This window comes from Streptomyces sp. NPDC050211 (genome assembly GCF_040656035.1).
Lineage (GTDB): Bacteria > Actinomycetota > Actinomycetes > Streptomycetales > Streptomycetaceae > Streptomyces.
The window spans coordinates 334186-357551 of sequence record NZ_JBFALC010000001.1 but is presented as its reverse complement, the minus strand read 5'-3'; the positions used below and the strand labels follow the sequence as shown (position 1 = coordinate 357551).

22 protein-coding genes and 1 pseudogene are annotated in these 23366 nt (G+C 68.4%); 14 read left to right on the top strand and 9 right to left on the bottom strand.

Annotation, left to right across the window (positions count from 1 at the left end; all coding sequences use genetic code 11):
• Positions 1–56 precede the first annotated feature (56 nt).
• Positions 57–362: a helix-turn-helix domain-containing protein gene (locus AB0I98_RS01575; protein WP_362933599.1), complete on the bottom strand. Its 306-nt coding sequence runs from the start codon at positions 360–362 to the stop codon at positions 57–59.
• A 12-nt stretch (positions 363–374) separates the two neighbouring features.
• On the opposite strand from AB0I98_RS01575, the gene AB0I98_RS01570 reads away from it, so the two are divergent.
• The 6 genes from AB0I98_RS01570 (at position 375) to AB0I98_RS01545 (ending at position 6598) form a co-directional block, all read left to right on the top strand.
• Complete coding sequence (locus tag AB0I98_RS01570) at positions 375–773, top strand: hypothetical protein (RefSeq protein WP_362933596.1); 399 nt, start codon at positions 375–377, stop codon at positions 771–773.
• Positions 770–1672: an LLM class flavin-dependent oxidoreductase gene (locus AB0I98_RS01565; RefSeq protein ID WP_362933593.1), complete on the top strand. Its 903-nt coding sequence runs from the start codon at positions 770–772 to the stop codon at positions 1670–1672. Before AB0I98_RS01570 ends, AB0I98_RS01565 begins: the two co-directional genes overlap by 4 nt.
• A gap of 62 nt (positions 1673–1734) precedes the next feature.
• Positions 1735–4191, top strand: coding sequence for an ATP-binding protein (locus AB0I98_RS01560; RefSeq protein ID WP_362933591.1), 2457 nt, complete (start codon positions 1735–1737; stop codon positions 4189–4191).
• Entirely contained in the window at positions 4188–4382 is a 195-nt protein-coding gene (locus tag AB0I98_RS01555) for a helix-turn-helix transcriptional regulator (RefSeq protein WP_306935270.1), read from the top strand. Before AB0I98_RS01560 ends, AB0I98_RS01555 begins: the two co-directional genes overlap by 4 nt.
• A 158-nt stretch (positions 4383–4540) precedes the next feature.
• A complete protein-coding gene (locus tag AB0I98_RS01550; RefSeq protein ID WP_362933588.1) occupies positions 4541–5980 on the top strand; it encodes an aldehyde dehydrogenase family protein in 1440 nt (479 codons plus the stop codon).
• A 27-nt stretch (positions 5981–6007) separates the two neighbouring features.
• Positions 6008–6598, top strand: a complete 591-nt coding sequence (locus AB0I98_RS01545; protein ID WP_362933585.1) for an antibiotic biosynthesis monooxygenase — start codon at positions 6008–6010, stop codon at positions 6596–6598.
• A gap of 96 nt (positions 6599–6694) precedes the next feature.
• Here AB0I98_RS01545 and AB0I98_RS01540 read toward each other — a convergent pair whose 3' ends face one another.
• The 8 genes from AB0I98_RS01540 to AB0I98_RS01505 all read right to left on the bottom strand — a co-directional run bounded on the left by AB0I98_RS01540 (position 6695) and on the right by AB0I98_RS01505 (position 14965).
• Positions 6695–7084 (bottom strand): LLM class flavin-dependent oxidoreductase, encoded by a 390-nt coding sequence (locus AB0I98_RS01540; RefSeq protein WP_362933582.1) that lies wholly within the window; start codon positions 7082–7084, stop codon positions 6695–6697.
• A gap of 286 nt (positions 7085–7370) precedes the next feature.
• Positions 7371–8498 carry a Gfo/Idh/MocA family oxidoreductase gene (locus tag AB0I98_RS01535; RefSeq protein ID WP_362933579.1) on the bottom strand — a complete coding sequence of 376 codons (1128 nt, stop codon included), beginning with the start codon at positions 8496–8498 and terminating at the stop codon, positions 7371–7373.
• Positions 8499–8655: 157 nt separating this feature from the next.
• Positions 8656–9378 carry an alpha/beta hydrolase gene (locus tag AB0I98_RS01530; RefSeq protein ID WP_306935281.1) on the bottom strand — a complete coding sequence of 241 codons (723 nt, stop codon included), beginning with the start codon at positions 9376–9378 and terminating at the stop codon, positions 8656–8658.
• Between the two features lie 51 nt (positions 9379–9429).
• Positions 9430–10335 (bottom strand): NADP-dependent oxidoreductase, encoded by a 906-nt coding sequence (locus AB0I98_RS01525; protein WP_362933576.1) that lies wholly within the window; start codon positions 10333–10335, stop codon positions 9430–9432.
• A gap of 49 nt (positions 10336–10384) precedes the next feature.
• Positions 10385–11467, bottom strand: coding sequence for an MBL fold metallo-hydrolase (locus tag AB0I98_RS01520; protein WP_362933573.1), 1083 nt, complete (start codon positions 11465–11467; stop codon positions 10385–10387).
• A gap of 46 nt (positions 11468–11513) precedes the next feature.
• Positions 11514–12629 carry an NAD(P)-dependent alcohol dehydrogenase gene (locus AB0I98_RS01515; protein ID WP_362933570.1) on the bottom strand — a complete coding sequence of 372 codons (1116 nt, stop codon included), beginning with the start codon at positions 12627–12629 and terminating at the stop codon, positions 11514–11516.
• 195 nt (positions 12630–12824) lie between these two features.
• The gene (locus AB0I98_RS01510; protein ID WP_362933567.1) at positions 12825–13916 is read right to left on the bottom strand and encodes a Gfo/Idh/MocA family oxidoreductase; all 1092 of its coding nucleotides are present in this window, start codon (positions 13914–13916) and stop codon (positions 12825–12827) included.
• 77 nt (positions 13917–13993) lie between these two features.
• Positions 13994–14965: an aldo/keto reductase gene (locus AB0I98_RS01505; protein WP_362933564.1), complete on the bottom strand. Its 972-nt coding sequence runs from the start codon at positions 14963–14965 to the stop codon at positions 13994–13996.
• A 110-nt stretch (positions 14966–15075) separates the two neighbouring features.
• Between AB0I98_RS01505 and AB0I98_RS01500 the strand changes: the two genes are divergently transcribed.
• The 8 genes and pseudogenes from AB0I98_RS01500 (at position 15076) to AB0I98_RS01465 (ending at position 23355) form a co-directional block, all read left to right on the top strand.
• The gene (locus AB0I98_RS01500) at positions 15076–15801 is read left to right on the top strand and encodes a MarR family winged helix-turn-helix transcriptional regulator (RefSeq protein ID WP_362933561.1); all 726 of its coding nucleotides are present in this window, start codon (positions 15076–15078) and stop codon (positions 15799–15801) included.
• A 633-nt stretch (positions 15802–16434) separates the two neighbouring features.
• Positions 16435–17067: pseudogene (locus tag AB0I98_RS01495) on the top strand (ion transporter); the annotation flags it as partial.
• Positions 17068–17113: 46 nt separating this feature from the next.
• Complete coding sequence (locus tag AB0I98_RS01490; RefSeq protein ID WP_362933558.1) at positions 17114–17377, top strand: GlsB/YeaQ/YmgE family stress response membrane protein; 264 nt, start codon at positions 17114–17116, stop codon at positions 17375–17377.
• An 831-nt stretch (positions 17378–18208) separates the two neighbouring features.
• Entirely contained in the window at positions 18209–19420 is a 1212-nt protein-coding gene (locus tag AB0I98_RS01485; protein WP_362933776.1) for a hypothetical protein, read from the top strand.
• Positions 19421–19586: 166 nt separating this feature from the next.
• Positions 19587–20195, top strand: coding sequence for a hypothetical protein (locus AB0I98_RS01480; RefSeq protein WP_362933555.1), 609 nt, complete (start codon positions 19587–19589; stop codon positions 20193–20195).
• The gene (locus AB0I98_RS01475; protein ID WP_362933552.1) at positions 20189–21610 is read left to right on the top strand and encodes a hypothetical protein; all 1422 of its coding nucleotides are present in this window, start codon (positions 20189–20191) and stop codon (positions 21608–21610) included. The genes AB0I98_RS01480 and AB0I98_RS01475 overlap by 7 nt, the downstream gene beginning before the upstream one ends.
• A 619-nt stretch (positions 21611–22229) precedes the next feature.
• Positions 22230–22856: a tyrosine-type recombinase/integrase gene (locus AB0I98_RS01470; protein ID WP_362933549.1), complete on the top strand. Its 627-nt coding sequence runs from the start codon at positions 22230–22232 to the stop codon at positions 22854–22856.
• A gap of 172 nt (positions 22857–23028) precedes the next feature.
• Positions 23029–23355, top strand: a complete 327-nt coding sequence (locus AB0I98_RS01465) for a helix-turn-helix domain-containing protein (RefSeq protein WP_362933546.1) — start codon at positions 23029–23031, stop codon at positions 23353–23355.
• Positions 23356–23366: the final 11 nt, after the last annotated feature.

The following is a 23366-nucleotide window of genomic DNA, read 5'->3' as shown; positions in this document are numbered from 1 at the left end:
CTCACCGGTCCCGGTACGCGACGGATCGGGTGCGTGGGTGGCCTGCGACCAGCTCGTCAGGTGTCCATGTCCTCGTTCTTGGCGCTCCATTCGATCAGCGGATGCAGGACACGCATCAGGCTGGCGCCCTGTTCGGTGGGCCGGTACGTGATCTGAACCGGCGTCGTCGGTACCACGAGCCGCTCAAGGAGTCGGTGGCCCTCGAGCTCACGCAGACGCTGGGACAGAAGGTGGTTCGAGATTCCGGGGATCCGCGCTCGGTAGTCGACGAATCGGCGCGCGCCCCGCATCGCCGCCAGGAGCACCGCGGCGCTCCACTTCTTGCCCACGACCTCGACCGAGCGCTGAAAACTGCGGCACACGTCGTCGTCGATGTGTTCGTAGCCCGCTTCCGGGCGGCTCTGGCCCGCGGTGGTGGAGGAATCATCGGGCTGTCGAGGACCGGTCATCTCCGCTCGGTCGGCGGCGCCGTCGCCGATGTTCCCGCGGACGCCACGGCCTACGCCCACCGCGACGCGAACTTCTCGCTGGTGGTGATGGGCGATGCCGACGAGGTGGTCGACCGGGCCTGGGCGCGGCTGAGCCCTTTCCTCGACGGCCTCTACATCAGCTTCGAGTCCAGCCTCCGGCCCGAGCGGATCGCCGCGGCCTGGCCCCCACGGACCCTCTCGCGTCTGCGTGAGCTGAAGAGCGTCTACGACCCCGAGGGCGTGTTCGGCGACAACTTCGCCCTCACGCCCGCCGCGAACCACCCCGGAGGAAGCACCCCATGAGCGACTACGGCCACGAACTGTGGTTCGGCAGCTTCATCACCCCCACCGCCCGCCCGCCTCAGGCGCCGATCGAGCTGGCCCTGACCTCCGAGAGGGCCGGCCTCGACCTGGTCAGCTTCCAGGACCACCCCTATCAGTCGGCGTTCCAGGACACCTGGACTCTGATGTCGTACGTCGCCGCACGCACCGAACGGATCCGGATCAGCGGCAACGTGCTGAGCCTTCCGCTGCGGCCCCCGGCCGTGCTGGCCCGCGCCGCCGCGAGCCTGGACCGGCTGACAGGCGGGCGGGTCGAACTGGGCATCGGCGCGGGTGCGTTCTGGGACGGCATCGTCGAGATGGGAGGCCGTCGGCTCGAACCGGCCCAGGCCGTGCGGGCAGTGGAGGAGGCCGTGGACGTGATCCGGGGGCTGTGGGCCACCGACGAGACCGGGCCCCTCCGTGTCACCGGGGATTTCTACACCGTGAACGGCGCCAAGCGCGGCCCGGCACCCGCCCATCGCATCCCGATCCGCATCGGTGCCTACAAGCCGCGCATGCTCCGGCTGACGGGCAAGGTCGCCGACGGTTGGCTGCCCTCCCTGGGTTTCCTGCCCGAGGGCCCGGCATCGCTGCGCGCGATGAATGAGCAGATCGACGAGGCCGCATCCGTCGCCGGTCGGGAGCCCGCGGCGGTCAGCCGCCTGCTCAACGTGAGCGGCCGATTCACGTCCGGCGCCGGCGGCGGCCTGTTGCAGGGGACTCCCGGCGACTGGGCCGAACAGATCGCCGACCTCGCCCTGCAGTACGGCGTATCCGGGTTCATTCTCGCCTCGGACGAGCCTGCCGACCTGAACCTCTTCGGTCACGAGGTCGCGCCGCGCGCCCGCGAACTCGTCCAGTCCGAACGCGTGACGTGATGCGGTGGGCGCGTGGCGAGCCCGGTGACCAAGCTGCGACAGCGGCAGCGCCGGCGGAGCTGTTGGGACGCCGCGAGGAGGCCGCGGTTCTCGACGGGCTGCTTACGCAGGCCTGCGGCGGGAGCGGTGGGGCGCTCGTGGTGTGGGGCGAGCCGGGTATCGGCAAGTCAGCTCTGCTTCGCCACGTGTACGGCCAGGCCGCGGACTTCGTCCGGCTGAGCCACTCGGCCACCCGGCCCGAGTCGGACCTGGCTTTCGCGGGGCTGCACGGGCTGCTGCGACCGCTGGCCGATCGTGTCGAGGTGCTGGCGACGGCCCAGGCCGCCGCTGTGCGTACCGCGCTCGGGCTGAGCGGTGAGCCGACGGACCGCCCGGTGGTCGGGGCGGCCGTGCCGTCGCTGCTCTGCGGACTCGCCGAGCGGCAGCCCGTGCTCGTCGTGGTGGACGACGGGCAGTGGCTCGACGAGGCCACCGCGCTGTGCCTGGGGTTCGTCGCTCGACGCGTAGGAGCGCATCCCGTGGTCGTCGTGCTCGCCGATCACAGCGATCCGGCCGCCCGACCCTGGGAAGGCGTGGCCGACGTGGGGGTCGAGGGCCTGAGCGACGAGAGCGCGCGGCAGCTTGTGGCGGCCGTGGCGCCGCTCACCGACGAGGCGACGACGCGGAACATGGTCCGGGAGGCCGGGGGTAACCCCTTGGCGCTGCACGAACTGGCCACGCTCGGGGGCGACCTCGACGACGCCGAGCATCGCCGGAAGCGAGGACGACCGCCCGTCGGGCCGTGCCTGCAGCGGGCTTTCCGTGCCGGGATCGAGGCCCTGAGCCCTCCGGCGCAGTTGCTGACCGTGCTCGCGGCGGCCGAGGAGCACGGCGACCGGCTCACGGTGCAGCGGGCCGGACGTGCGTCGGGTGCCGGTGACGCCGTCTGGGAGGAAGTGACCAACGCGGGCCTGCTCCACGTGGCGGGCAACCGCGTCGGTTTCCGGCACCCCGTCGTGAGCAGAGCCGTCTACGAGGGCTGCGGTGCCGCGACGAGGCGCCGGGCTCACCGCGCCCTGGCCGCCACGATGCCGAACGAGGCGGAGGAGCGCGCATGGCATCTCGCCGCCCTGGCCCACGGACGCGATGAGGACGTCGCACGGCTCCTCGAACGGACCGCCGTCCGCTCCCGGCTCCGCGGGGCCACGAACACGGCGGCACGGGCGTGGTGGCGGGCCGCCGAACTGTCGGCCGCACCGATCGACGCCTCACAACGTCTTGCCGAGGCGGCCAGGGCTTGCTGGGACGCCGGGTGGGCAGCCACGGTGGAGCGCCTGCTCGATGACGCGGAACGGCTGGCCCCCGGTGCTCACGTCGCCCGGCGGAGCCGGGGTCTGCGGGGGATCATGGAGTTCGCCCGGGGCATGCCCGAGATGGCGCACCACTTCCTGATCACCGACATGAAGCGCGTCCCGGAACCGGGAACGGCGCTGGAACTGGGCACGCTGGCCATGCGCGCCGCCTGGTCCGTCGGACGCGGCGAACTGCGGGTCAGAGCGCTGGAACTGCTGCTCGAAGACGACGTCGCGGGCCGGACCGGATTACCCGGCACGCTTGCCTGGTGGAGCGACGACGTGTCCGCCGACGCGGCGCCGGCGGACACCTGCGACCTCGGTGATGCCGCCGCGCGGGCCCGTACGACCATCCTGCCGTTGCTGCCGCCGACACCCCTCGCCCTGGCCTGGGGGATCGACGAGCCGATGGCGGATGCGCTGCGCCGCCGGTTGCCGCGCCTGCGGCGGTGCAGCGAGCGCGCTCGGCTCGCCGCCGTCCTGGCCCAGACCGCGATGCTCGACAACGCTGCCGGCCGCTGGCCGCAAGCGGAGTCCTCGGCCGCGGAGGGACTGCGGCTGGCCCGGGACCTGGGTGCCGACCACATCGCCTCCCACTGCCGCACCAGCCTGGGCTGGCTCGCCGCGGCGCGTGGTGACGAACGCGCCGTCGCGGAGGCCACCGCCAGGACTCTGGAGACGTCACTCCCGCAGGGCGTCCGCGCGCTGAGCGCCGCCGCGTACTGGAACCGCGGCATGGCCTCGCTGTTTCGCGAGCGTCCCGAGGAAGCACTGGACATCCTGGTGCGCCTGACCGAGCCGGGCCATGGCGCGGAACACCCGACCTTCGCGCTCCTGGCCGCTCTCGACACGGCCGAGGCGGCCGTGGGCGTCGGCAGAAGCGACCTCGCGGACGAACGGGTACGGGTGCTCGAAGCCTGGGCGCGGCGCACGGGAGCGCCGTGGGCCCGCTGTGCCGCGCACGTCACGCGCGGGCTCCTCGGCGGCGCCCGGGTCGAGGGTGCCTTCCGGGCCGCACTCGACGTGCCGGGTGCCCGATCCGGCGGACCGACGCGCGCGTCCGGATCGGCGCCGCCTTGGAGGCGTTCGACCGGCTCGGTGCCGAGCCGCTGCGCCAACGCGCGCAGCGCGAGCAGGACCTCACCGGAGCGCCGGGACGCCGGGGAAGCTCGGACATCAGGGCGATGAACCGGCTCACCGCCCAGGAACAGCGAGTCGCCCAACTGGCCGCCGGACAGCTGACGAATCGCGTGATCGGCGTACAGCTGCGGATCAGCCACCGCACCGTGGGCCACCACCTGGAGAACGTGTTCACCAAGCTGGGCATCAACACCCGAACCGAGCTGAGCGACCTCCACGCCGGTTGTGAGCCGCCGTGAGCACAGGGGGGCCGCGGCGAGCGGGCGCGCGACGCCTCCGGCGGTAAATGACGGATTGCTCGACCGATTCGCTCACCGGCCCTGATTTGTAGCGTCGCTGACGTTGTCCTGCTGACCTGCGGCGAAACGCCGTGCGGTTCATGACGAGAGGTCACCTCATGCCCAAGTCCGAAACCCTGCCCCACGCGCGCCACTACATCGACGGGCAGTGGCAGGACTCCGGCTCCCGCGGCGAGTCACGCAGCCCCGCGACCAACGGCCTGCTCGGCACCTTCGCCGACGGCGATGCGCGGGAGGCGAAGGCCGCCGTGGCCGCGGCCCGAAGGGCCTTCGACTCCACCGCCTGGTCCCGCGACCGTCACCGGCGTGCGGCAGCGCTGCACGAACTGGCCGACCGGCTCGAGCAGCGCAAGGACGAACTGATCACCCTCCTGGCGCGGGAGAACGGGAAAGTGCTTTCCGAGGCGGCCATCGAAGTCGAAGGCACCATCCCCAAGCTCCGCTACCACGCGGCGCTGGCCCTCACCGACCACGGCAGGGCCGGCGAAGTACGGCCCGGCATGTACTCGATGACCCTGCGCGAAGCCGCGGGCGTCGCCGCGGTGATCGTGCCGTGGAACTCACCGGTCATCCTCTCGGCGCGATCCTTCGCACCCGCCCTGGCGGCCGGCTGCACCGTGGTCATGAAGATGCCGGCGCAGACCGGCCTGGTCAACGGAGTGCTGAGCGAGATCGTCGCCGACACGCCGAGCCTGGACCCGGGCGTGTTCAACGTCTTCACCGAGAGCGGCAACGCCGGGGCTCCGGAGTTGGTCTCCTCCCCGGACGTCGACGTGCTCAGCTACACCGGCTCCACCGCGGTCGGCCGCGTGATCATGGAACAGGCCGCCCCGACGCTGAAAACGCTGTCCATGGAGCTGGGCGGAAAGACGCCGATGCTCGTCTTCGACGACGCCGACCTGGACGCCGTCGTGCCCGTGCTCACCAAGGCCGTCACCATGTTCGCGGGCCAGTTCTGCATGACGGGCAGCCGGATACTGGTCCAGCGCGGCGTGGCCGACGAACTCCGGCGGCGGCTCGTCGCCGCCCTCGAAGCGGTCCGGGTCGGGCCCGGCGACGACCCCGCCAGCGAGATGGGCGCCATGATCGACGAAGGGAACGCCCAACGGGTCGAACAGACCGTGGCCGCCGCGGCCGACTACGCCACCGTCCTGGTGCGGGGCAAGCGGGATCGGGCGCTCCTCGGCCCGTCCCTGGTCGAGGTCGCCGACGTGTCCTCGCCGATCGTGCAGCGCGAAGTGTTCGGGCCGGTCGCCACCTTCGAGGTGTTCGACTCCGAGGCCGACGCCGTGGCGCGTGCCAACGCCACCGAGTTCGGCCTGGCCGCGAGCATCTGGAGCCGTGATGTCGACCGCCCCCTGCGCGTCGGTCGCGAACTGCGGGCCGGGACCGTCTGGACCAACACCTGGGCCATGGTCCACGACCAGTTCGAGGAGGGCGGCTTCAAGCAGTCGGGAGTGGGCCGCCTGAACGGCATCCGCGGGCTCGAGGAATTCCAGGAGACCAAGCACCTCGTGCATGTGGCACCGCAGCTCTGACAGCTCTCGACGGCGGAGTGAGAATCGATGACCGAGAGGGACGACGTCGGCCCGGCCGACGTTACCCTGCTGACCGCGCGCGCTGTGGAACCCGGCTACGAGCAGGACTTCCGGGAGTGGTTCGGGCGGGTGACCGACACCGCCTCAGCGTTTCCCGGACACCTGGGGGACGGGTTGTTCCGGCCTGCCACGGCCGCCGGGCCATGGGTTCTGATCCACCGGTTCCGCGACCAGGAGTCCGCGCGGCACTGGACGATGTCACCTGAGCGGGCCGCACTGTTCGACCACTGCGAGGGCCATCATCAGAGCGAGGTGGCGCGTCGCGAACTCTCCGGAATGGAGACCCTGTTCACCACTGCGCACGACACGCCCACGACGGCGCCGCCTCGGTGGAAGATGGCGCTCGCCGCCTTCGCGGCCGTACTCCCGATCTCCCTGATCGGCAACGGTCTTCTGGGGCCGGCGCTCCGTGCTTGGCCGCTTGTGGCGCGGGTGCTGATGCTCGCGCTGCTGTTCAGTACGTTGATGACGTATCTGATGATGCCGGCTGTGACCCTCGTCCTGCGCCGTTGGCTCTATGCCGCCACCTCGACCGCGCGCGAGCGACCGACGCGATGACGCGGCCCCCGGGGCGGACCGCGCCGTCTTGTGGCTCGGCTTTCAGCGGGACAGTTCCATGATCTCCGGCACGGATCTCCCGCAGCGGCTGGTTGATCACGGTGGCGGGGTCGAATGCGGAACCCCGGGCAGGCACCGCGACGGGATGTACGCCGTCCGCGCGGCGGGCCGCCCGGCGTCGGGAGGCCGGGGCGAAGCCGGACAGGTAGATCGGGGGCCCCGGGGCGCGCCCCGCTCCTGCCAGGGAACGCCCACTCCCTGGTACTCCTCGGACGACCAGCCGGTTCTGAGGCCGGTGATGAGACGGCCCCCAGTCACCACGTCGACACCGGTCAGCGACCGGGCGAGCAGCAATGGGGAGTACCAGGGTGCGACGAGGGTGGATGCGCCCAGCAGCACCCGTTCGGTGAGGCTCGCGGCAACGCTCAGCGTCACGAACGGGTCGAGCATGGTGCGCAGCTGCCACGGAATCGTGTCCGTGTCCATGGAGGGCTCTTCGCGGTCAGGGTGCAGTCGCGGTCTGCATCCGCCGGCTTCGAGGAGCGACCGGGTGATGTAGTGAGTCAGGTAGTGCGGCCGAGCTCGCGCAACTCGACGAGCGCGGCCGGGACGCCGCCGGCGAGATGGCGAACAGCGCCTTGAGGCGCGCGTCTTGGCAGAGTTCTTCGACACGGTGCGGGTCAGCTCTGTGTGATCAAGTCAGGGTTGGCTCGCGGATCGCCATCTCCTCGGGTCCTGCGGCAGTGCCTCTCCCGGGTTCAAAGACTGGAGTTCATTCGGTCGGGCGGGACAGATGCTGCCGATGACCTGTTTCAGCGGCCCGTGTGATCGCCTCGAGTACCCGGTGGCGATCGAGTGCGACCGCGAAATCCGGCGCATCGGCGGTTCCGTCGCGGAGGTCGGCGGCGAACTGGGCGTAGAGGCGGGCGACTCCCGCTGCGGGTGCGTCGAGTTGCAGGTCGGGAGCCGCATAAGCGGGGGGGACCTGTAGCACTCGGACAGGCTCGCTGCCGCGGCGCAGCGTGATGGTGAGATCGGTGAAATGGATGTAGCCCGACGCCGACTCCACACGCACACTGCCCTCGGTGCCCTGGAGCTCCCATGCCATCGCCGAGCCGGCGGACTGCCCGGCACTGTAGTGCAGCGAAGTGACGATCCCGCCTTCGAGAACGCCGGCGACGACAATCTCATCCGGCGTATCCTTCGGCAGCGACGCGCCATCGGAGAGGCGGACGCCGTCACCGCGCTGATTGGCGACGACGGCGGACAGACTCTCGAACGTGCCGAGCACGCGGGCAAGCGGTTCGAGCCCGTGGCCGAGCATGATGCTCAGAAGCGTGGCGCCATGCTGTGCGTCAGCCATGTACTCGACCGGCGGGTCATATCGGCCGACCCACATGGCGTCGGACAAATGCGCTCGGATGCTCGTGCTGAGCGGCTTGCCGATCACGCCCTGCGCGATGAGGTCGCGAAGGAAGAGGATCGGCGGGTGCAGGCCGCCCTGCAACCCGACAACCGTCCGCAGCCCCCGCTCGCGGGCAAACCCCTCCAGCGCTTCGGCCTCCGACAGGTTTCTTGCGAGCGGCCATTCGCAATAAACCATCTTGCCCGCGGCCAGCGCGTCGGAAACAATCCGCTTGTGCTCCGGCACCTTGACCGCAACCACCACCAGGTCGACCTCCGGTCGCTCGACCAGAGCCTCATGTGTGTCGAAGGCGAGATCGACGCCCAGCCGACGAGCGGTCGCGTTCGCGCTCTCCATACGAGTCGTACTGACGGCCCGGATCTGGAACGCGTCGAGCGCTTGCAGCGCCGGGACGTGAGCAATTGCGCCCCAACCCCAATCGGCACTGGCCCCGACAAGCCCGACGCCGATCCGGGTTTTTGCTGAATTCGTCATCAGGATGCTCCTGCCTTGTGCAGCCCGGCAACGCTCTCCGGGCTGCGTCACGAAGATTCGTTTCCGGACACATGCGTGGGCACTCGGGCTCACCACGGCGAGCGAGCAATTACTGCCGTTCGCGTAGCGGCGAGCCCGAGTGACCCAAGCGCAGGTTCTACACGTGAGCCCAGTGGGCCTCGAGTTCGCGCGCGACATCGGCCGGACGCTCTATCATCGGCCAGTGCGAGCTGCGCAGCTTGAAGACGGCACGTGCGCGTGTGGCATTACCGAGCTCGTCGGCGAAGCGGTGAGGAAGAAACGGATCGTCCAGGCCCCAGATCACTAGCGCTGGTGCGGTCACCTTGCTCAAACCCGGCTTCCACTCCGCCCCGACCTCGATCGCCGAACGGTAAAGGGCGAGAATGCTTGCCCTCATAGTGGCATCGATATGCCGGACCGCTTCGTCTGCCGCGTCGCGCGGCATCTGCGCCTCGTTGAGACTTGCTGCGAACTCCTCGAGGTCGAGGTCCGCCATCCACTGCTCGCCCTCGCCCGGCGTTTGCCAGATCTTGGCAAGATAGTGCCACGGATACTCCGGATCGATGGGGCCGCTGATGCCTGTCCATGTCCGCACCAGATCGGGTCGGACAGACGCGAGACGGCCCGTGAGCAGAGACCCCCAGTCATGACCGACCAGGTCGACGGGTTCGCCGATTTCCGCGATCTTCTCAATGAGCCAATCGAGATACTCTTCCTTCGTCGACGTGAATCCCTCTGGCAGGGGTACGCCAAACCCGGGGAGATCGATCGTCACAATATCTTCGCGTCGAAGATGGGAACGGACGGTGTCCCAAAGCCGGTGGGTATCAGGTACACCATGGACGAGGACTGCAGGCATTTCGGATTCTCCAATTGATTGTTGTCGTGGTTGAATGGCCGGTCGGCCAAGTCAGGGAAGGAGGATGACTTTGCCGTGGGTGTGGCCCGTGGCGACGAGGCGATGAGCGTCCGCGGCCTCGTCGAGTGGGAAGCTCCGGCCGATGCGTGCGGTCCATGTGCCGGCGGCGATCAGATCCAGGGCTTCCTGGACAGGGCCGCGGTTGCGGTTCCCGCTGCCCCCGGGGCTGAATGCGACGCCGTGTCGTGCGGCATCGCGGTCGGCGAGCGTCACGATCCGGTCGGGGCCGCCGAGAAGATCGACGAGGGCGGGAAGGAGCCCCTTGCCGGCGGTGTCGAGCGCGGCGTCGACCCCGCCCGGAGCGGCGGCACGGATGCGATCGACCAGGCCCGGGCCGTGGGCGACAGGGGTCGCTCCGAGACTCCTGACGAAGTCGGCGTTGGCAGTCCCGGCGACGCCGATCACCGTCACACCGCGCTGTCGCGCGAACTGCACGGCGGCGCTGCCCAGAGCACCGCTCGCGCCGGTGACCACGAGCGTTTCACCCGGGCGAAGGTTCAGAAGCCCGAGAGCCCTCGCCGCGTTGTCGGCGCCGATGACAGTGGCCGCGGCCTCCTCGAAGGAAACGCCGTCGGGGATCATCGCGAAGTTGCTGCTGACCGTGTACTCGGCGTAGGAGCCCTGGGTGGCGGAGTCCGGCCACCCGGCGACGCGGTCGCCGACCACGCCCACGTCGACGCCCGGGCCGACCGCCTCGACGACGCCGGCGAACTCGAATCCGATGATGGCGGGAGCACGCAGGTGGAACGCTCCGGCGCGTGCCTGGATCTCCGCCGGGTTCACCCCGGCGGCGTGAACCCGCACCAGTACCTGACCCGGACCGGGCACCGGTCGCGGAGCCTCCGCAACCCGCAACACGGAGGGTTCGCCGAACGAGGTGATGACGACGGCTTTCATGGTGATCCTTCTCGTATACAAGGGTTTGCTCGCACCGTTCAGAACGGTGTCAGGTCAGGAAGACCGGAGGATTCTCGCCCCGCAGGCGGTAGTCGGGCCGGGGCCGTTCGAGGCGGATCGACTCCAGCACGGTGTACGCGTGGTACTTGGTCTGGGTGGTGGCTCCCGCCAGCCGTTCCCACCAGAGCCGGCCGTCGCTCGTCTCCTTCTCGAGGACGTGGCGGGTGGTGTAGTTCGCCATGGAGCTGATCCAGTTCTCGGTACCGACGAAGATCCTGTCCCAGCCGGTGCCGGTCACGATGTCGGCGAGCGCATCCGAGCGGCTGAACCGCTCGACCGCCGCGGTCGCCCCCTCGAGCACGTCGGTGAAGTACTCCACGCACAGCTTCACCTGCTCGTAGGTGCCGTAATGCATGTGGTGCCCGCCGACGAAGTAGTCGAAGTCGTATTCGAGGATCTGGGACTGAGCCTCGTACCAGCCGGAGATGTTCTGCGAGGCGTCGCAGTGCATGAACGTGACGCTTCCCGGACTGACGATGTCGACGGCCGTGAGCACTTTCTGCCGCGGTGCGTAGATGAAGATGTTGCCGGGGCAGTGGTTCTCTCCCCGGTAGGAGAGCTGCAGGCTCACGCCGCCCACTTCGAGGACGAGTTCGTCGTCGAACGTCCTCGTCGGCAGGGGGCGTTTCGGGTCGGGGAAGCGCTCCAGGAGTTCCTTGGTGATGCGGTGGGCGACGATCTCGACGTCGGGTCCGAACACGGAGGCCGCGCCGATGTGATCGGCGTGCCAGTGGCTGTAGATGACGTGGGTCACCGGTCGGTCGGTGACGTCCTCGATCGCCGCCAGCATGTTCTCGCCCAGCGTCGGGGGTGCGTCGATCGCGACCACGCCCTCCTCGGTCACCACGAATGCGGCGTCGTAGCCGGCACTGGTGACCCAGTAGAAGCCGCCGCGCAGTTCTTCCACGTGGTAGCCGTACTTCTGGAAGTGCTCGCTCTGGAAATACGGGGGGTAATAGCCCGCGGGGTCCAACGGGTCGTCCGCCCCCGCGCGGGGGAACCCGTAGTGGTCGATCCCGTAGAAGCTCGGGGTTTCTTCGACGTTGATGGGTATCTGACTGCTCTGGCACATCGACGGGCTCCTCTCTGTGTTCGTGGGAAGCTGTCGAACGGGTGGTCTATCCCGGTGACGTGAAGCGAAGGACTGCCTTGGTGACGCGGCCTGAGCCCGCATCCTCGAACGCGGTGTTGATATCGGCGAAGTCGTAGAAGGACAGCAGTCGGTCGATGGGGAACCGGCCCGCTCGATAGAGCTGGGCAAGGTCGTTGATCAGGAGCGACGAGACGGCGTCGCCCTGGATGATGCCCTGAAGCGACTGGCCGAGCGTGAGCCGGCCGGCGTCGAGCACGGCGCCCGCTCCTTCGTGGAACGCCACGAAGCCGAATCGGCCCATCGGTGCCAGGGCGCCGACCCCGGCGTCGAGGTTCTCCGCGCGGCCGCTGGTGTCGAGGACGTACTCCAGACCGCGTTCGTCGACGGTCCGGAGCGCGCCGGTCAGATCCTCGACCCGGCCGGGGTCGACGAGGTGCGTCGCTCCGAGATCGCGGGCCAGGTCGAGGCGGCCGGCGTCGACGTCGACGGCGACGATGGTGGTGGCACCCGCGACATGTGCCGCCATGACCGCCGCCAGGCCCACCGCTCCCACGCCGAAGACCGCGAAGGACGCTCCCGCCGGCACGGCCAGGGCCTTGAGTACGGCCCCCGCGCCCGTCTGGAGCCCGCACCCCAGCGGAGCCATGACGTCGAGGGGCAGATCGCGGGGGACCTTGATCGTGTTCCGTTGGTGCGTCAGGGCGTGGGTGGCGAACGAGGACTGGCCGAAGAAGTGACCGTGCGGCTCAGCACCGTGGGCGACGTGGAGACCGTTCGAGCCGTCCAAGCGGGCACCTGCAAAGTTGGCCGCCCAGACGTTGTCGCAGTAGGCCGCGTGCGAGGACATGCACGGCTTGCAGCGGCCGCACGAGTGGTAGGAGAGGACGACGTGGTCACCGGGCTCGACGGTGGTGACAGCGGCCCCCACGCGTTCGACGACCCCTCCTCCCTCGTGCCCCAGCACCACCGGCAGCGGCGTCGCCATGCGCTGTGCCCGCACGTGAGCGTCGGTCGCGCATATTCCGGTCGCGACCATGCGAACGAGTACCTCGTCGGACCGCGGGTCCTCGATCTCGATGTCGCGGAAATCGAAGGGCCCGTCCCGCGCTTCGAGAACAGCGGCGCGCGCGGAGGTGGTCATACGCCGTGAGCCTGCCGCGAAGCGCCGCGAGCGCCATGGTGACGAGGGACTGACATCATCAACGACTCCCTGATCGGGGTGGTGGGTCTCAGGAACCCTTCAGCGAGTCCGAACCTATGTCGGCCACCCGTGCCCGCGGATCGGTCGCCGTATCCGTCACGGCAGTAAGGCACCGTGCCGCGAGGTGCGGTGGCGTCAGCGCCGGACGCCGGTCCGGGCGGCTTGTTCGACTCGGGCGATGAGACGGCTGTTGTGGGCGGCGTGCTGGAATCCCGGGGTGTGGTGGGTGCCGTTCGTGATGTCGCGGGCCAGGCTGGCATAGACCTCGCCGACGTTGATGGAAGCGCCCTTCCAGATGTCGGCGGCGGTGGGTCCCGCGCCGGTGGCGACCGGGCGGTCGGGCGCGGTGAAGTCGACGCTAGACGAGAGGGTGAGGTCGCCGACCTGAACGCCCGCGGGGTGGTCGCCCGTCAGCTTCAGCCAGCCCTCCGATCCTCGTACCTCCAGACTGAAGTGGGCGTCGGAGGCGGGCACGCCCGCCAGGATCTGCACCCCGACCGGCGCCCCCGAGGAGGTCTTGGCGATGGCGTCGAGGTGATCCGGGACCTCGCGGACGGATATCGCGCCGGTGTCGACCAACTTCACCTGAGGCCAGAGGAGTTCGGTGCGGGCGTCGATCTCGGTGACGTCGCCGAGAACGGCCTCGACCACATCCAGGACGTGGCCCGCGGCAATGGTGAGGAAACCGGCTCCGGACGCTGCCTTGTCGAAGTACTCGTACGCGCTCACCGACTCCGGGCCGTTGCCAAAGGTCGTCGCGGCGACTCGCGCCGAGAGCAGCCGCCCGAGCCGGCCCTCAGCGATGATCTCCGCCGCGCGGCGTACCGAGGCGTTGAGCCGGCCCTGCAGGCCGATCGCGGTGTGCAGTGAGCCGGCCGCCTCAGCCATCTCTTCCGTCTGCGCGACGGTCGCGCCCAGCGGCGACTCCGCGTACACGGCCTTGTTCGCCGCGAGGGCCGCCAGGACGAGCTCGCGGTGAGCGGGGACCTTCACCGCGACGGTGACGAGGTCGATCGAAGGGTCACTGATGAGCGCGTAGGGGTCCGCGAACCAACGCTCGGCGCCGAACGCCTCGGCAGCGCCGCGCGCGCTCTCCTCGTGCCGCGTCGCCACACCGGCCAGGTGGAAGTCGGGCTGTGCCGCCAGCGCGGGTATGTGCGAGGCGCCCGCCCAGCTCGCCTTCGTGTCCGCGCCGATGATGCCGACCCGGATGAGATTGCTTGACATGATGTGGTGTTCCTTTTCTTTCGTTGAAGCAGGACGTGGTGTGGTGCGCGGGGCGAATCGGTGCGTGCGCGCTTGACTCACTGGTCGACGGCGGCCATGTCGGGCTCGGCATGGCGTTCGCCGGACGCCGGTGTGAGGTTGTTCAGGCGGGCGATCTGGCCCGGGGTGAGTCGGATGCCGTCGGCGGCGCTGTTCTCCTTGAGGCGGTCGATGCGTTTCGTCCCCGGAATGGGCGCGATGCCGTCTCCTTGCGCGAGCAGCCAGGCCAGCGCGACCTGCGCGGGCGTGGCCCCGACCTCGTCGGCGACCTCGCGTACCTGGTCGACGATGCGCAGGTTGCGCGTGAGGTTGTCGCCGGTGAACCGGGGATTGGAGCGACGCCAGTCGGCGGCGTCCAGGCCGTCCAGGGTGCGGATGTCACCGGTGAGAAAGCCGTGTCCCAGCGGTGCATAGGGAACCAGTCCGATGCCGAGCTCACGCAGCGTGGGCAGCACCTCGGCCTCCGGGTCCCGCGCCCAGAGCGAGTACTCGCTCTGGACAGCGGCCACGGGATGGACCGCATGGGCCCGGCGGACGGTCGCCGCTGCCGCCTCCGACAGTCCGATGTGGAGGACCTTGCCCGCCTCCACCAGCTCGCTCAGCGCCCCCACCGTCTCCTCGATGGGAGTGTTGGGGTCGACCCGGTGCTGGTAGTAGAGGTCGATGCGGTCGGTTCCGAGCCGCCGCAGTGAGCCGTCGACAGCCGTGTGAATGTTGGCGGGGGTGCTGTCCGGGCCCGGCCGGCCGGTGTGGGAGATGAGGCCGAACTTGGTGGCGAGGACGACTTCGTCCCGGCGGCCCTTGATCGCGCGACCCAGCAGTGCCTCGTTGATGTTGGGGCCGTACACCTCGGCGGTGTCCAGATGGGTGACACCGAGGTCGACGGCGCGACGAATGGTGCGGATCGACTCGGCTCCGTCCCGGCCGGCGCCGGTGTAGTACGCCGACATCCCCATGACACCCAGGCCGATGCGCGGGACATCGAGCCTGCCGAGCGACGTGGACTGCATCTGTTGTCCATTCCGTGTGGGGCGGGCCTCAGCGCCGCAGAGCGAACTTGACGCGTCAAGTTCTACTCCTTCGAACTTGACGCGTCAATAAGTGGGTCTAGGATGTCCTCATGGCGAGCACGGCAGATGACACGAACGGCCGGCGCCGTCGGCGACCACGGAACGGGCCGACATCCGAGGCGACGGCGCGTGCCGACGAAGGCTCCGGCACGGAGGCGTCCACCGGTCCGGTTGCCGAGACGCGATGGCTGAACGGCGACGAGCTGGCGGCGTGGCTGGCCAACTCAGCGATCATGATCAGCCTGCCGGCCGCGCTGGATGCGCGCATGCAGCGCGAGGCTCAGCTGACCTTCTTCGAGTACATGGTGCTCTCGGTCCTCTCCGAGCAGCCGGACCGCACCATGCAGATGAGCACGCTGGCCGCGCGAACGGCGGCGTCACTGTCGAGGCTGTCCCATGTCGTCGGTCGGCTCGAGAAGCGCGAACTGCTCGCACGGAAGCGGATCCCCGGTTCCGGAAGGCGCACCACCGCGACGCTGACCGAGGCCGGTTACGACGTAGTGGTGGCGGCGGCGCCGGGACACGTCGCCGCAGTCCGCGAGTACCTGATCGATGATCTCGGCCCTCAGGAGCTGGCAGCACTGCGCCGCATCGGTGCCGCGGTAGACGCGGCCATCAAGCGCGGGCAACCCGACGCGGGCTCTGCGGCTTCGCCTCCGGGGGACGGCGCGGCGGACGGCCGGCCACCCACGATTCATCCGGCTTCACAGCCTCCGGCCGACACCTTGATCGTGACTCCCCGCGGGCCCGCCGGCCAAGAGCCTGACCAGCCCTAACTGGTGGGCGTGAGTGATATCCGCGCAGCTTGCGGGCCGTGCTGGGCTGCACCACAGCACACGACCTTCACCGTCCGTGACGACCATCGACTTGACGGCGTTCTGCTTGTTCTTGCCGGAGATGAACTTGCATACCCAAAGCGGGTGTGAGCCGGAATGCGAGGGCGGCTCGGCAGGGGGGTGTCGCCATCGCTGCCCAACGAGTCGTTGGGCGGCTGACTCAAGATCTTCATCGGACGCGCCTGGCTCTGTCGGCGTTGAAGAACAGCGTCTCGCGCTGTTCGGGAGGCACCTCGGCTGCCAGTTCGGGCAAGCAGCGAACAGCAGAACGGCGGAGGCATGTGTGAGTCGTCCGCGCTCTTCGCCGGCGTGAGCAAAGCGCTGGCTACAGGGCATAACAACCGTCTCCCGAACTCGTCGGCATCGACTTTCCTCGAGCCGCAGGTGTCTGCCGTGGTCGTCGACAACTGCTGTCGCAGGACATCGAGAAAGCCATGCCAGCCGCACGCCTCCGCGGGGCCGTGGTCCGCCGGTCGGCGGCCAGCGCCATCCTCCGCCACTGAGTCCACAGCGCGCCGAGTCAGCTCCCTGCTCGCCGATTCCATCCGGCTCGGTCGAGACCCTGAGGAGTTCGTGGTGGCCTGCGCGTTCCTCCCCGTCGTCCGGCAGAACACCACCGTGCTGCGACTTCTCCGCCTCGCCCGCGTCTTGCGCGCCGCCCGCTTCCTGCCCCAACTGCGCATCGTGCTCGTCGCGGTGGGCCGCAGCCTGCCCGGCACGGTCAGCTTCCTGCTCGTGGGCGGACTCCTGCTGTACGTCTACGCGATGGTGGGCTGGGTCTTCTTCGCCCGCGCCGACCCCGAACACTTCGGCTCGATCGGCCGCGCCGTCCTGACCCTGTTCCTGCTCATGACGCTCGACGGCCTCGGTGACGCCGTCCGCGCGGGCCTGGAGATCTCTCGCTGGAGCATCCTCTACTACGCCAGCTACGTCCTCATCGCCTCCTTCGTTCTGGTCAACGTCCTCATCAGTGTCGTCATCACCTCCCTTGAGGAGGCGCGGGCCGTGGAGCAGGCCGACGACCAGGAGCAGACGGACCCAGGCCCGCCGTCCGCGCCCAGGCCGCTGTCGGAACAGGAGCTACGGGAGCGCATCACGACGGCGCGCAGAGCACTCGACGAGTTGGAGGAGCGCCTGGCGATCCTCTCCGTGCCCCGCCCGACTGGCGCGGAAGCTACTGCACCGCCGCTGCGGGGGAACCCGTAACTCGACAGCTGTGTCGAACCGTCGGGTCAAGGAGAGGCTGACGGGCATGAAGATCTCGGGCATCTTCACCGCGATCGTGATCGGCGTCGTGATCGGAGTCCCGGGCCGCCTGGTCATCCCCGGCCGCCAGTGCATCGGCATCTGGTGGACGATCCTGGTCGGCATCGTCGCGGCCCTGGCCGGCACGGCCATCGCGGGCGCCTTCAACGTCGCCGACACCAAGGGCATCGCCTGGATCGAACTCGCCATCCAGATCGGTCTCACCGCGCTCGGCGTCGTCGGAGTGGAGCGGTTCACCGGCCGCCGGTGACCGGCGTGACACCTCGGCTGCGCGGATCCGTACGTTCGCAGCCACGCGAGCTGGGGCGACAGCGTTCCGAGGTGGCCTTGGCGTTTTTCGGTGAGCGCGGCCTGGAAGCGCCCGGCCCGGGCCGCGAAATAGCCCCTTCCGTGGCGTGCAGTGCTGCTCCTTCGCGGAGGTGAGGGCTGCAGTTCTCGTTCGGTCTGAAGCGCTCGGTTGCGCACGCGGCGTGCGTCATGATGGCGCACGTAGCGCACACTATGCCCGTAACGACGTGACCCGTATGCCGGATTTGCATGTCGCGCGCTGTTGAGCTGCACGTATTTCCACATGCTTTCGTGTCCACATGTTTCGCGATGACGCATCACGTGGAGTGCGTTGCGATCCTTGAACCGGTCACAAAGGGCGCCTGACCTGCGGTTTCGTGCGTGCGCATTATGTGCGGTGTGGGCGTTACGGGCGATATCTTGACGCTGAAATGACGCTCGTGACGCTCATTTGACGCTCGTTCTGATGGAGTGTCAGGCCGCTTTTTGGGCACGTCAGACCCTAGCCATGTGCGACTGCCGGTGGAGTGTCGAGGGCTGGTGACGCTCCCGGCGATGCAGCCGGAAGTCCCAGAGCAGTCCGAGGGGGACTCCCACGGCACGGAGCCGCCCTTTCGGGTCTATACAGGGCGGGCCTGCGCGGTGTGGGCTGGATGCCGTGGAACGACGGCCTGCTCCGAACGAACGGCAGCGTGCGCTTCTTGAGCGGCTCGCGGCCGGTGAGGAACCCGGAGCCTGGGCGCCAGGGGATTGGCGCTCGGCGTATGCCCTGCGTGACCGTGGGCTGTTGACGGTGGACAAGGGTGGCGGTGCTGCTCGTGTGGAGGTCACGGATGCTGGCCGGTTCTATCTGCGCCATGGCCGCCATCCTGACGACGCGGTGCCTGCCGATCACGGTGGGCCGTCGGTGCCCGTCGAGTCTTCGGCGTCGTATGGCGAGCGGCCCGTCGCTCGTGCGCGGCGGGCGAAAGCTCGTGAGTTGGTCGAACGGCTCCTCGCTGAAGGGCACGTCCGCTTCGCCCATGCCGATGACGAGGAGATCGCGGAATGGCGGCGGGTCGTCAATTACGCGAAGCGGCACGGCATGGAGCCGGAGGGGAAGCGCATCGAGAAGGTGCCGTACGGTCGGCTCGGTCTGGAGTTTTTCCTCGCGGAGGGTCCGCATCCCAATGCCCGGAGTCAGCGACCGAAGACGGGTACGTCGGCGGTCAGGGTGCCTACGCGGCTGGCGTCCCTTCATCCGGTTGTGGCTGCGCTCAAGGATGACGTGAGGCGGCTGGTGATGCCGCCTGCGCTGCGCCGCAGATCGCTTCTGATGCTCCAGGGGCTGGCCTCCGAGGCGGCGCGGCGCGGGCACGAGGTGCGGAAGGTCGGGTCGTCCTACTTCCCGCGCGAGGGTGGGATGGACGTCGTTGTCGACGGCTTCGCGTATCCGGTCACCATCAGGCAGGAGTTTCCCGAGTCCACGGATCCGGAACGGTCCTCGCGTCTCGTCGTGGAGGTCGCCCACGGGCTGACCGGCAGACCCGGCCGCTGGCGGGACCGCAAGAGCCGGACCCTTGAACAGTCTCTGGGGCTGGTTCTCGGGGAGATCGAGGCGCGAGCGGTGGAAGACGCCCGGCGCAGGGAGAGCGAGGAACGCGCGAGAGAAGAGCGTGCAGTGCGCTGGCGGGAGGTTATGGAGGAAGCGAAGGAGCTTGCCGTCCGGGAGCAGTTCGCCGAGGTGCTGCGTGAAGAGGCCGGTCGCTGGCGGGAAGTCGTCGTGATTGGTGAGTACTGCGACGCCCTGGAGCGTCGTCTCGCTGAGCTGGACGGGGACTTGGGCGAGCAGACCCTGCATTCGCCCCGACTCTGGCTGGAGTGGGCACGATCGTATGCGCGGGGAATCGACCCGCTGCTTAACCCTCCGAGCATGCCGGCTCCGCGTGATCCGGCGCCGGATGAACTTCAGCCGTATCTGAAGGGCTGGAGTCCGCACCGGCCCGAGCGGCAGGCTGGACGATGAGTACTGAGGCTGAAATCGTTCATGGGGCGCTCGCTTGAACGAGTTCCGTGGCCTCGCGGCCGAGACAGGGACCGCAGTCGTGGTCGTGGCCAACGACCACGTGTGAACAGCTGCCAGATTCCTCGCATTCTGTATCGGAGATGGTACGTAAAGATACTCTTGCGCCGTGCCGGGTGAAGAAGAGCACGTCAAGGGCGCCGAGGCGGTGCAGCGGGTCAAGCGGTGGCTTGAAGGCACCATGCGTGTGTCGCAGTCCTACACAAACATCGATGGTGCGTGGGCGCGGAAGCTCACCTTGCGATGGCCGAACGGGAACGAGCGGCCCTTCTCGTACGACCTCGGCGGAATGATGCGGGGCGGCGAGTGGGACGGCCAGATGTTTTGCGCCGAGGTGAAGTGGCGCAAGAACGCGAGCGACCAGGGCCCCGCTTACAAGAGCTTTCTGGCCAAGTGCTACGTGGCACTGAGCCAGGAGTACATGCTCGGCGACCACTACATGTGGATCAGCTGGGCGCCCTTCCGTGCCAATGACTGGGACCTGCTCACCAGCCCGCAGACGATCCGCGAGGCCGTCCTCGCGGAGTCGCTGCGGATCTTCGGCATCGAGGATCCGGAAGCGGCTGCCGAGTCGATCAAGGACGAGCTTGTGGAGGACTTGTCCAAGCGGCTCTGGCTAGTCGTGATGTCAGAGAAGCAGGAGAAGCTGGTACCGCTGGACGACTGGCGTGGAGTCGTCGCCAACTTCTACAACAGCCAGGGGAGGTCGTCATGGTGACGCCGGTGGCGCCGGAGATCGACAGTGCTCTCGACCACCCCGATCCGCGGCAAGCGGTCGAGCGCGTCAAGGATGTGATCCAGCGGCGTCTCCTGGACGTGTACCCAACCGCGCGGATTGTGCGGACGGACTTCTTCAACCACACCTACGTTCCGGACCTGCTGATGACGTGGAGCGCCGGCACCCGCAGGTCCGAACGACGTGTCTACCTTCGCGCGTCCTCTGATCCTGAACTCTTGGCATCTGATGTTCAGCTCTTCGAGCGTGAACAGCAGCCGCTTGTGGTGCCACTCGCCCGTCTCGGGTCCGGGCCTGCACGAGACCAACTGGACACCGTCGCCGAGGAACGTCACACCCTGGTGCTCGATCCCTCCGGACTTGGAGCGCTGCCTGCCCGCGCCCCTACACGGACACCGACCGCTTTGGCATCCGACGCGATCGTCGAGGGCGGTCGCGGCATCATGGGGGAGCGCCAGGTGGAGCGCTTCCTGTACATGGTCGGCTCGGGAGTGGAGGCGGCCCGCGAGGGCCAAGCCGACCCCACTCGGCTGGCCCTCTCCGAAGTCTCTCGGCACACGGTGCCTGATGTGTCGCGCCGCATGTCCACGTTGATGGCGGCCATGTGGCAGGGCAGCGGCCGTTCGTTGTCCGAGTTCCCGGCCAATGTTCCCCACCAGACATCCCTCGACGAGACCTCGCTGAGCCTGCTCCTCTCCTCTCCGGAGATCACGGATGAGGCTTTCTGGCGTCGCATCCGACCGCTCGTGGACGCCAAGACGCTGCTGCGTACCGACATCACGGACACACCCAACCTCCAGCGGTTGATGCGCAGCGCAGTGCAAGCATGGAAGGCGCACGTGTGCATGGTGGTCGAATCGGAGACCGTAAGGGCCGGGGGCGCTTGGCGCTGGGTCATCGACGATGGACATCTCGGCCTGCGCGGATCTGACTTCGTGGCCTTCCTGGCCGCCAGCCGTAAGGATCTCCATGCTCCAGAGGAGTACGAGGCGCCCCTGCTGGCCGAGGTCCGGGAACGGGCCGCCAGGTTTGCCATCCCCTTGACCTCGATCCGGATGCTGATGACCAACCGCAGCATCGGCTACGACGCCCCGGGCGAAGACGTGACCCATGATCCGCAACTGGATGGGATCAGCGCCGCGTTGGGACAGGAGGAAGGCGTGGTCGAAGCGCAAGCCCTTACCCCCACTCGCGTCCCTCTGCGCTGCAATTTCGTCAGCAGGACCGCCAGTCCACCGGGAGCGAGGGCGCTGGTTCCATATACCGAGCTGCTCGGCACAACTCTCCGACTGATCCTGGGCTTGGATGCCGAAGATGCCGCGCAACTTGGGAACTTGCTTGACACGGGCGAGCCAGCACCAGCTCACTGGGAGCAAGCGGATCTCTTCGACGGTTAATGCCAATAGCCTCGTTGGCGGTCTCTACCCGCCCTTTCAGTATGAACTCGTTGGCCGCAGCGAGTAATTCGAATGCGGCGATTCGGGGCTGAATGTGGGCTCGCCTTACCTGCGATCCAACCGCATTTCTAATCCATGATATTCGGGTGCTGAGATTGTCGCCCGAGTAAGGCGCAGGGGAGGATCTCTGCGGCCTTGCGGTAGATCTGTAAGACCGTTCAAGTTGCGGTACGGCGTACGCGATGTGCCGTCGCGATAGACCAGGCGCTTAGAAGACGCTTGCTCTGTTCGACCGCTTCAGGCTCCGAGGCGAGTGTTGCCGAAGTGTCCTGCCGAGGTGGCGGGCATCGGGGCGATTCGCCGACGGCAGACAAGTTGGGGCCTGAACGGACTGGAATAGAAGGCCCTGTGCAAGTCAACCTAGACCGGTTCCTGAAGGTCGCGATGACTCACCAGTGGCTCCCCTTGAAGTCAATCCGGCATCAGCCTCATGGAGGCCAGTGGCCTTATAGCACGGGATCCCCGGTTACCGAAACCGGGGATCGTGCGGAGTATTGAACCTGTCGCGCGGATCCCCGCGTGGCGCATTTCCTCCCTTCTCCCTGAGGAGTTCATAGCTGTGTCCGTCGACGTAATAGAAGAAGAATGGTTGCTTTCCACGGAGCAGGTTCGAGCGCTACTGGAGTGGATACGCGGGCACGCGGCTGACGATCGCTCGATGTACCCCTTCATGCTCACCGTGGCGGAGCAGGCGCTGCGTCCGGGCGAAGCTCGCGCTCTGCGAGTCCGCGACGTGGTGTTCCCGGAGGGCGACCGGGGTGTGTTGACAGTTCGTCATCGAGGAGTGGCACGGGAGATTCCCCTCCACCTCCAGTTCGTTGAGTTCCTGCGTGAGTGGATCGATGGGGCTGGTCTGCGGGAAGACGATCTGCTGTTTCCCGGCAGGCGCGGTGGGCCGCTTCCGGCTTCCGTCTGCCGGCGGGTGTGGCAGCAGGCCCAGGAGGCCGTCCTGCCCCGGGACGACCTGTACTCGTGGCGTCTGGGGGAGCCCATCTCCATCCTCCGTGAGTCCTGCCTGGCGGAGTGGCTGAGGATGGGCATCTCGCCCTTCGCGGTTGCTGAACTGGCCGGCGTGGCCCCGGCTTGGCTGGCGCTTCGCTACCCGTACTGCTTCCGCCGGGGGGATGTCGAAATCGACTGGGGTCACCTGGCCAAGGCGATGGTCCTTCCGAAGCGCAAGCGATAGGAGCGGCCCGCGCTCCGGCTGGCCCGCGGAGCGCGGGCACGCACCCCGCAGTACCACTGTGACGTCGGGCCCCACTCCTCACAGAGCTGGTTGCCCCATCCTGGTCCGTCCGTTGGCCCGTCCGATCGCGACTCGCCGGGAGCCTTCCCGCCCCACCTTTCAAGGACCACTCATGCCTGAAACCGCCGATGCCCGTGCGTCTGCTCTCTGCCCCGCCATCGCGCCGCAGCTCACTGCCACCGTCGGCAGAGCGTTTCTGAATGTGAGAGACGCGGCCGAGTACCTCGGCCTTTCGCCCCACACCCTGTACGTCTGGCGGCATCGGCGCCAAGGGCCACCGAGCTTCCGAATGGGCCGACGCGGCCGCGTCATGTACCGGCTGGAGGCCCTGGACGCTTGGGTCCGTGAACAGGAGCAGGCCGATTCGCGCTCCAACACGACCCTGAGTCCCCTCAATGCGGCACCTCAGGCCCGCCCGGACTACGAGACAAGCGCCTGACGGGCGCCTGA

Coding starts and splice junctions, on each gene's coding strand:
- AB0I98_RS01565 (WP_362933593.1), top strand. CDS start 770: ATGAGCGACTACGGCCACGAACTGTGGTTCGGCAGCTTCATCACCCCC.
- AB0I98_RS01520 (WP_362933573.1), bottom strand. CDS start 11,467: ATGTGCCAGAGCAGTCAGATACCCATCAACGTCGAAGAAACCCCGAGC.
- AB0I98_RS01525 (WP_362933576.1), bottom strand. CDS start 10,335: ATGAAAGCCGTCGTCATCACCTCGTTCGGCGAACCCTCCGTGTTGCGG.
- AB0I98_RS01510 (WP_362933567.1), bottom strand. CDS start 13,916: ATGTCAAGCAATCTCATCCGGGTCGGCATCATCGGCGCGGACACGAAG.
- AB0I98_RS01475 (WP_362933552.1), top strand. CDS start 20,189: ATGGTGACGCCGGTGGCGCCGGAGATCGACAGTGCTCTCGACCACCCC.
- AB0I98_RS01550 (WP_362933588.1), top strand. CDS start 4,541: ATGCCCAAGTCCGAAACCCTGCCCCACGCGCGCCACTACATCGACGGG.
- AB0I98_RS01540 (WP_362933582.1), bottom strand. CDS start 7,084: ATGGACACGGACACGATTCCGTGGCAGCTGCGCACCATGCTCGACCCG.
- AB0I98_RS01555 (WP_306935270.1), top strand. CDS start 4,188: ATGAACCGGCTCACCGCCCAGGAACAGCGAGTCGCCCAACTGGCCGCC.
- AB0I98_RS01535 (WP_362933579.1), bottom strand. CDS start 8,498: ATGACGAATTCAGCAAAAACCCGGATCGGCGTCGGGCTTGTCGGGGCC.
- AB0I98_RS01515 (WP_362933570.1), bottom strand. CDS start 12,629: ATGACCACCTCCGCGCGCGCCGCTGTTCTCGAAGCGCGGGACGGGCCC.
- AB0I98_RS01530 (WP_306935281.1), bottom strand. CDS start 9,378: ATGCCTGCAGTCCTCGTCCATGGTGTACCTGATACCCACCGGCTTTGG.
- AB0I98_RS01465 (WP_362933546.1), top strand. CDS start 23,029: ATGCCTGAAACCGCCGATGCCCGTGCGTCTGCTCTCTGCCCCGCCATC.
- AB0I98_RS01490 (WP_362933558.1), top strand. CDS start 17,114: ATGAAGATCTCGGGCATCTTCACCGCGATCGTGATCGGCGTCGTGATC.
- AB0I98_RS01545 (WP_362933585.1), top strand. CDS start 6,008: ATGACCGAGAGGGACGACGTCGGCCCGGCCGACGTTACCCTGCTGACC.
- AB0I98_RS01505 (WP_362933564.1), bottom strand. CDS start 14,965: ATGCAGTCCACGTCGCTCGGCAGGCTCGATGTCCCGCGCATCGGCCTG.
- AB0I98_RS01500 (WP_362933561.1), top strand. CDS start 15,076: ATGGCGAGCACGGCAGATGACACGAACGGCCGGCGCCGTCGGCGACCA.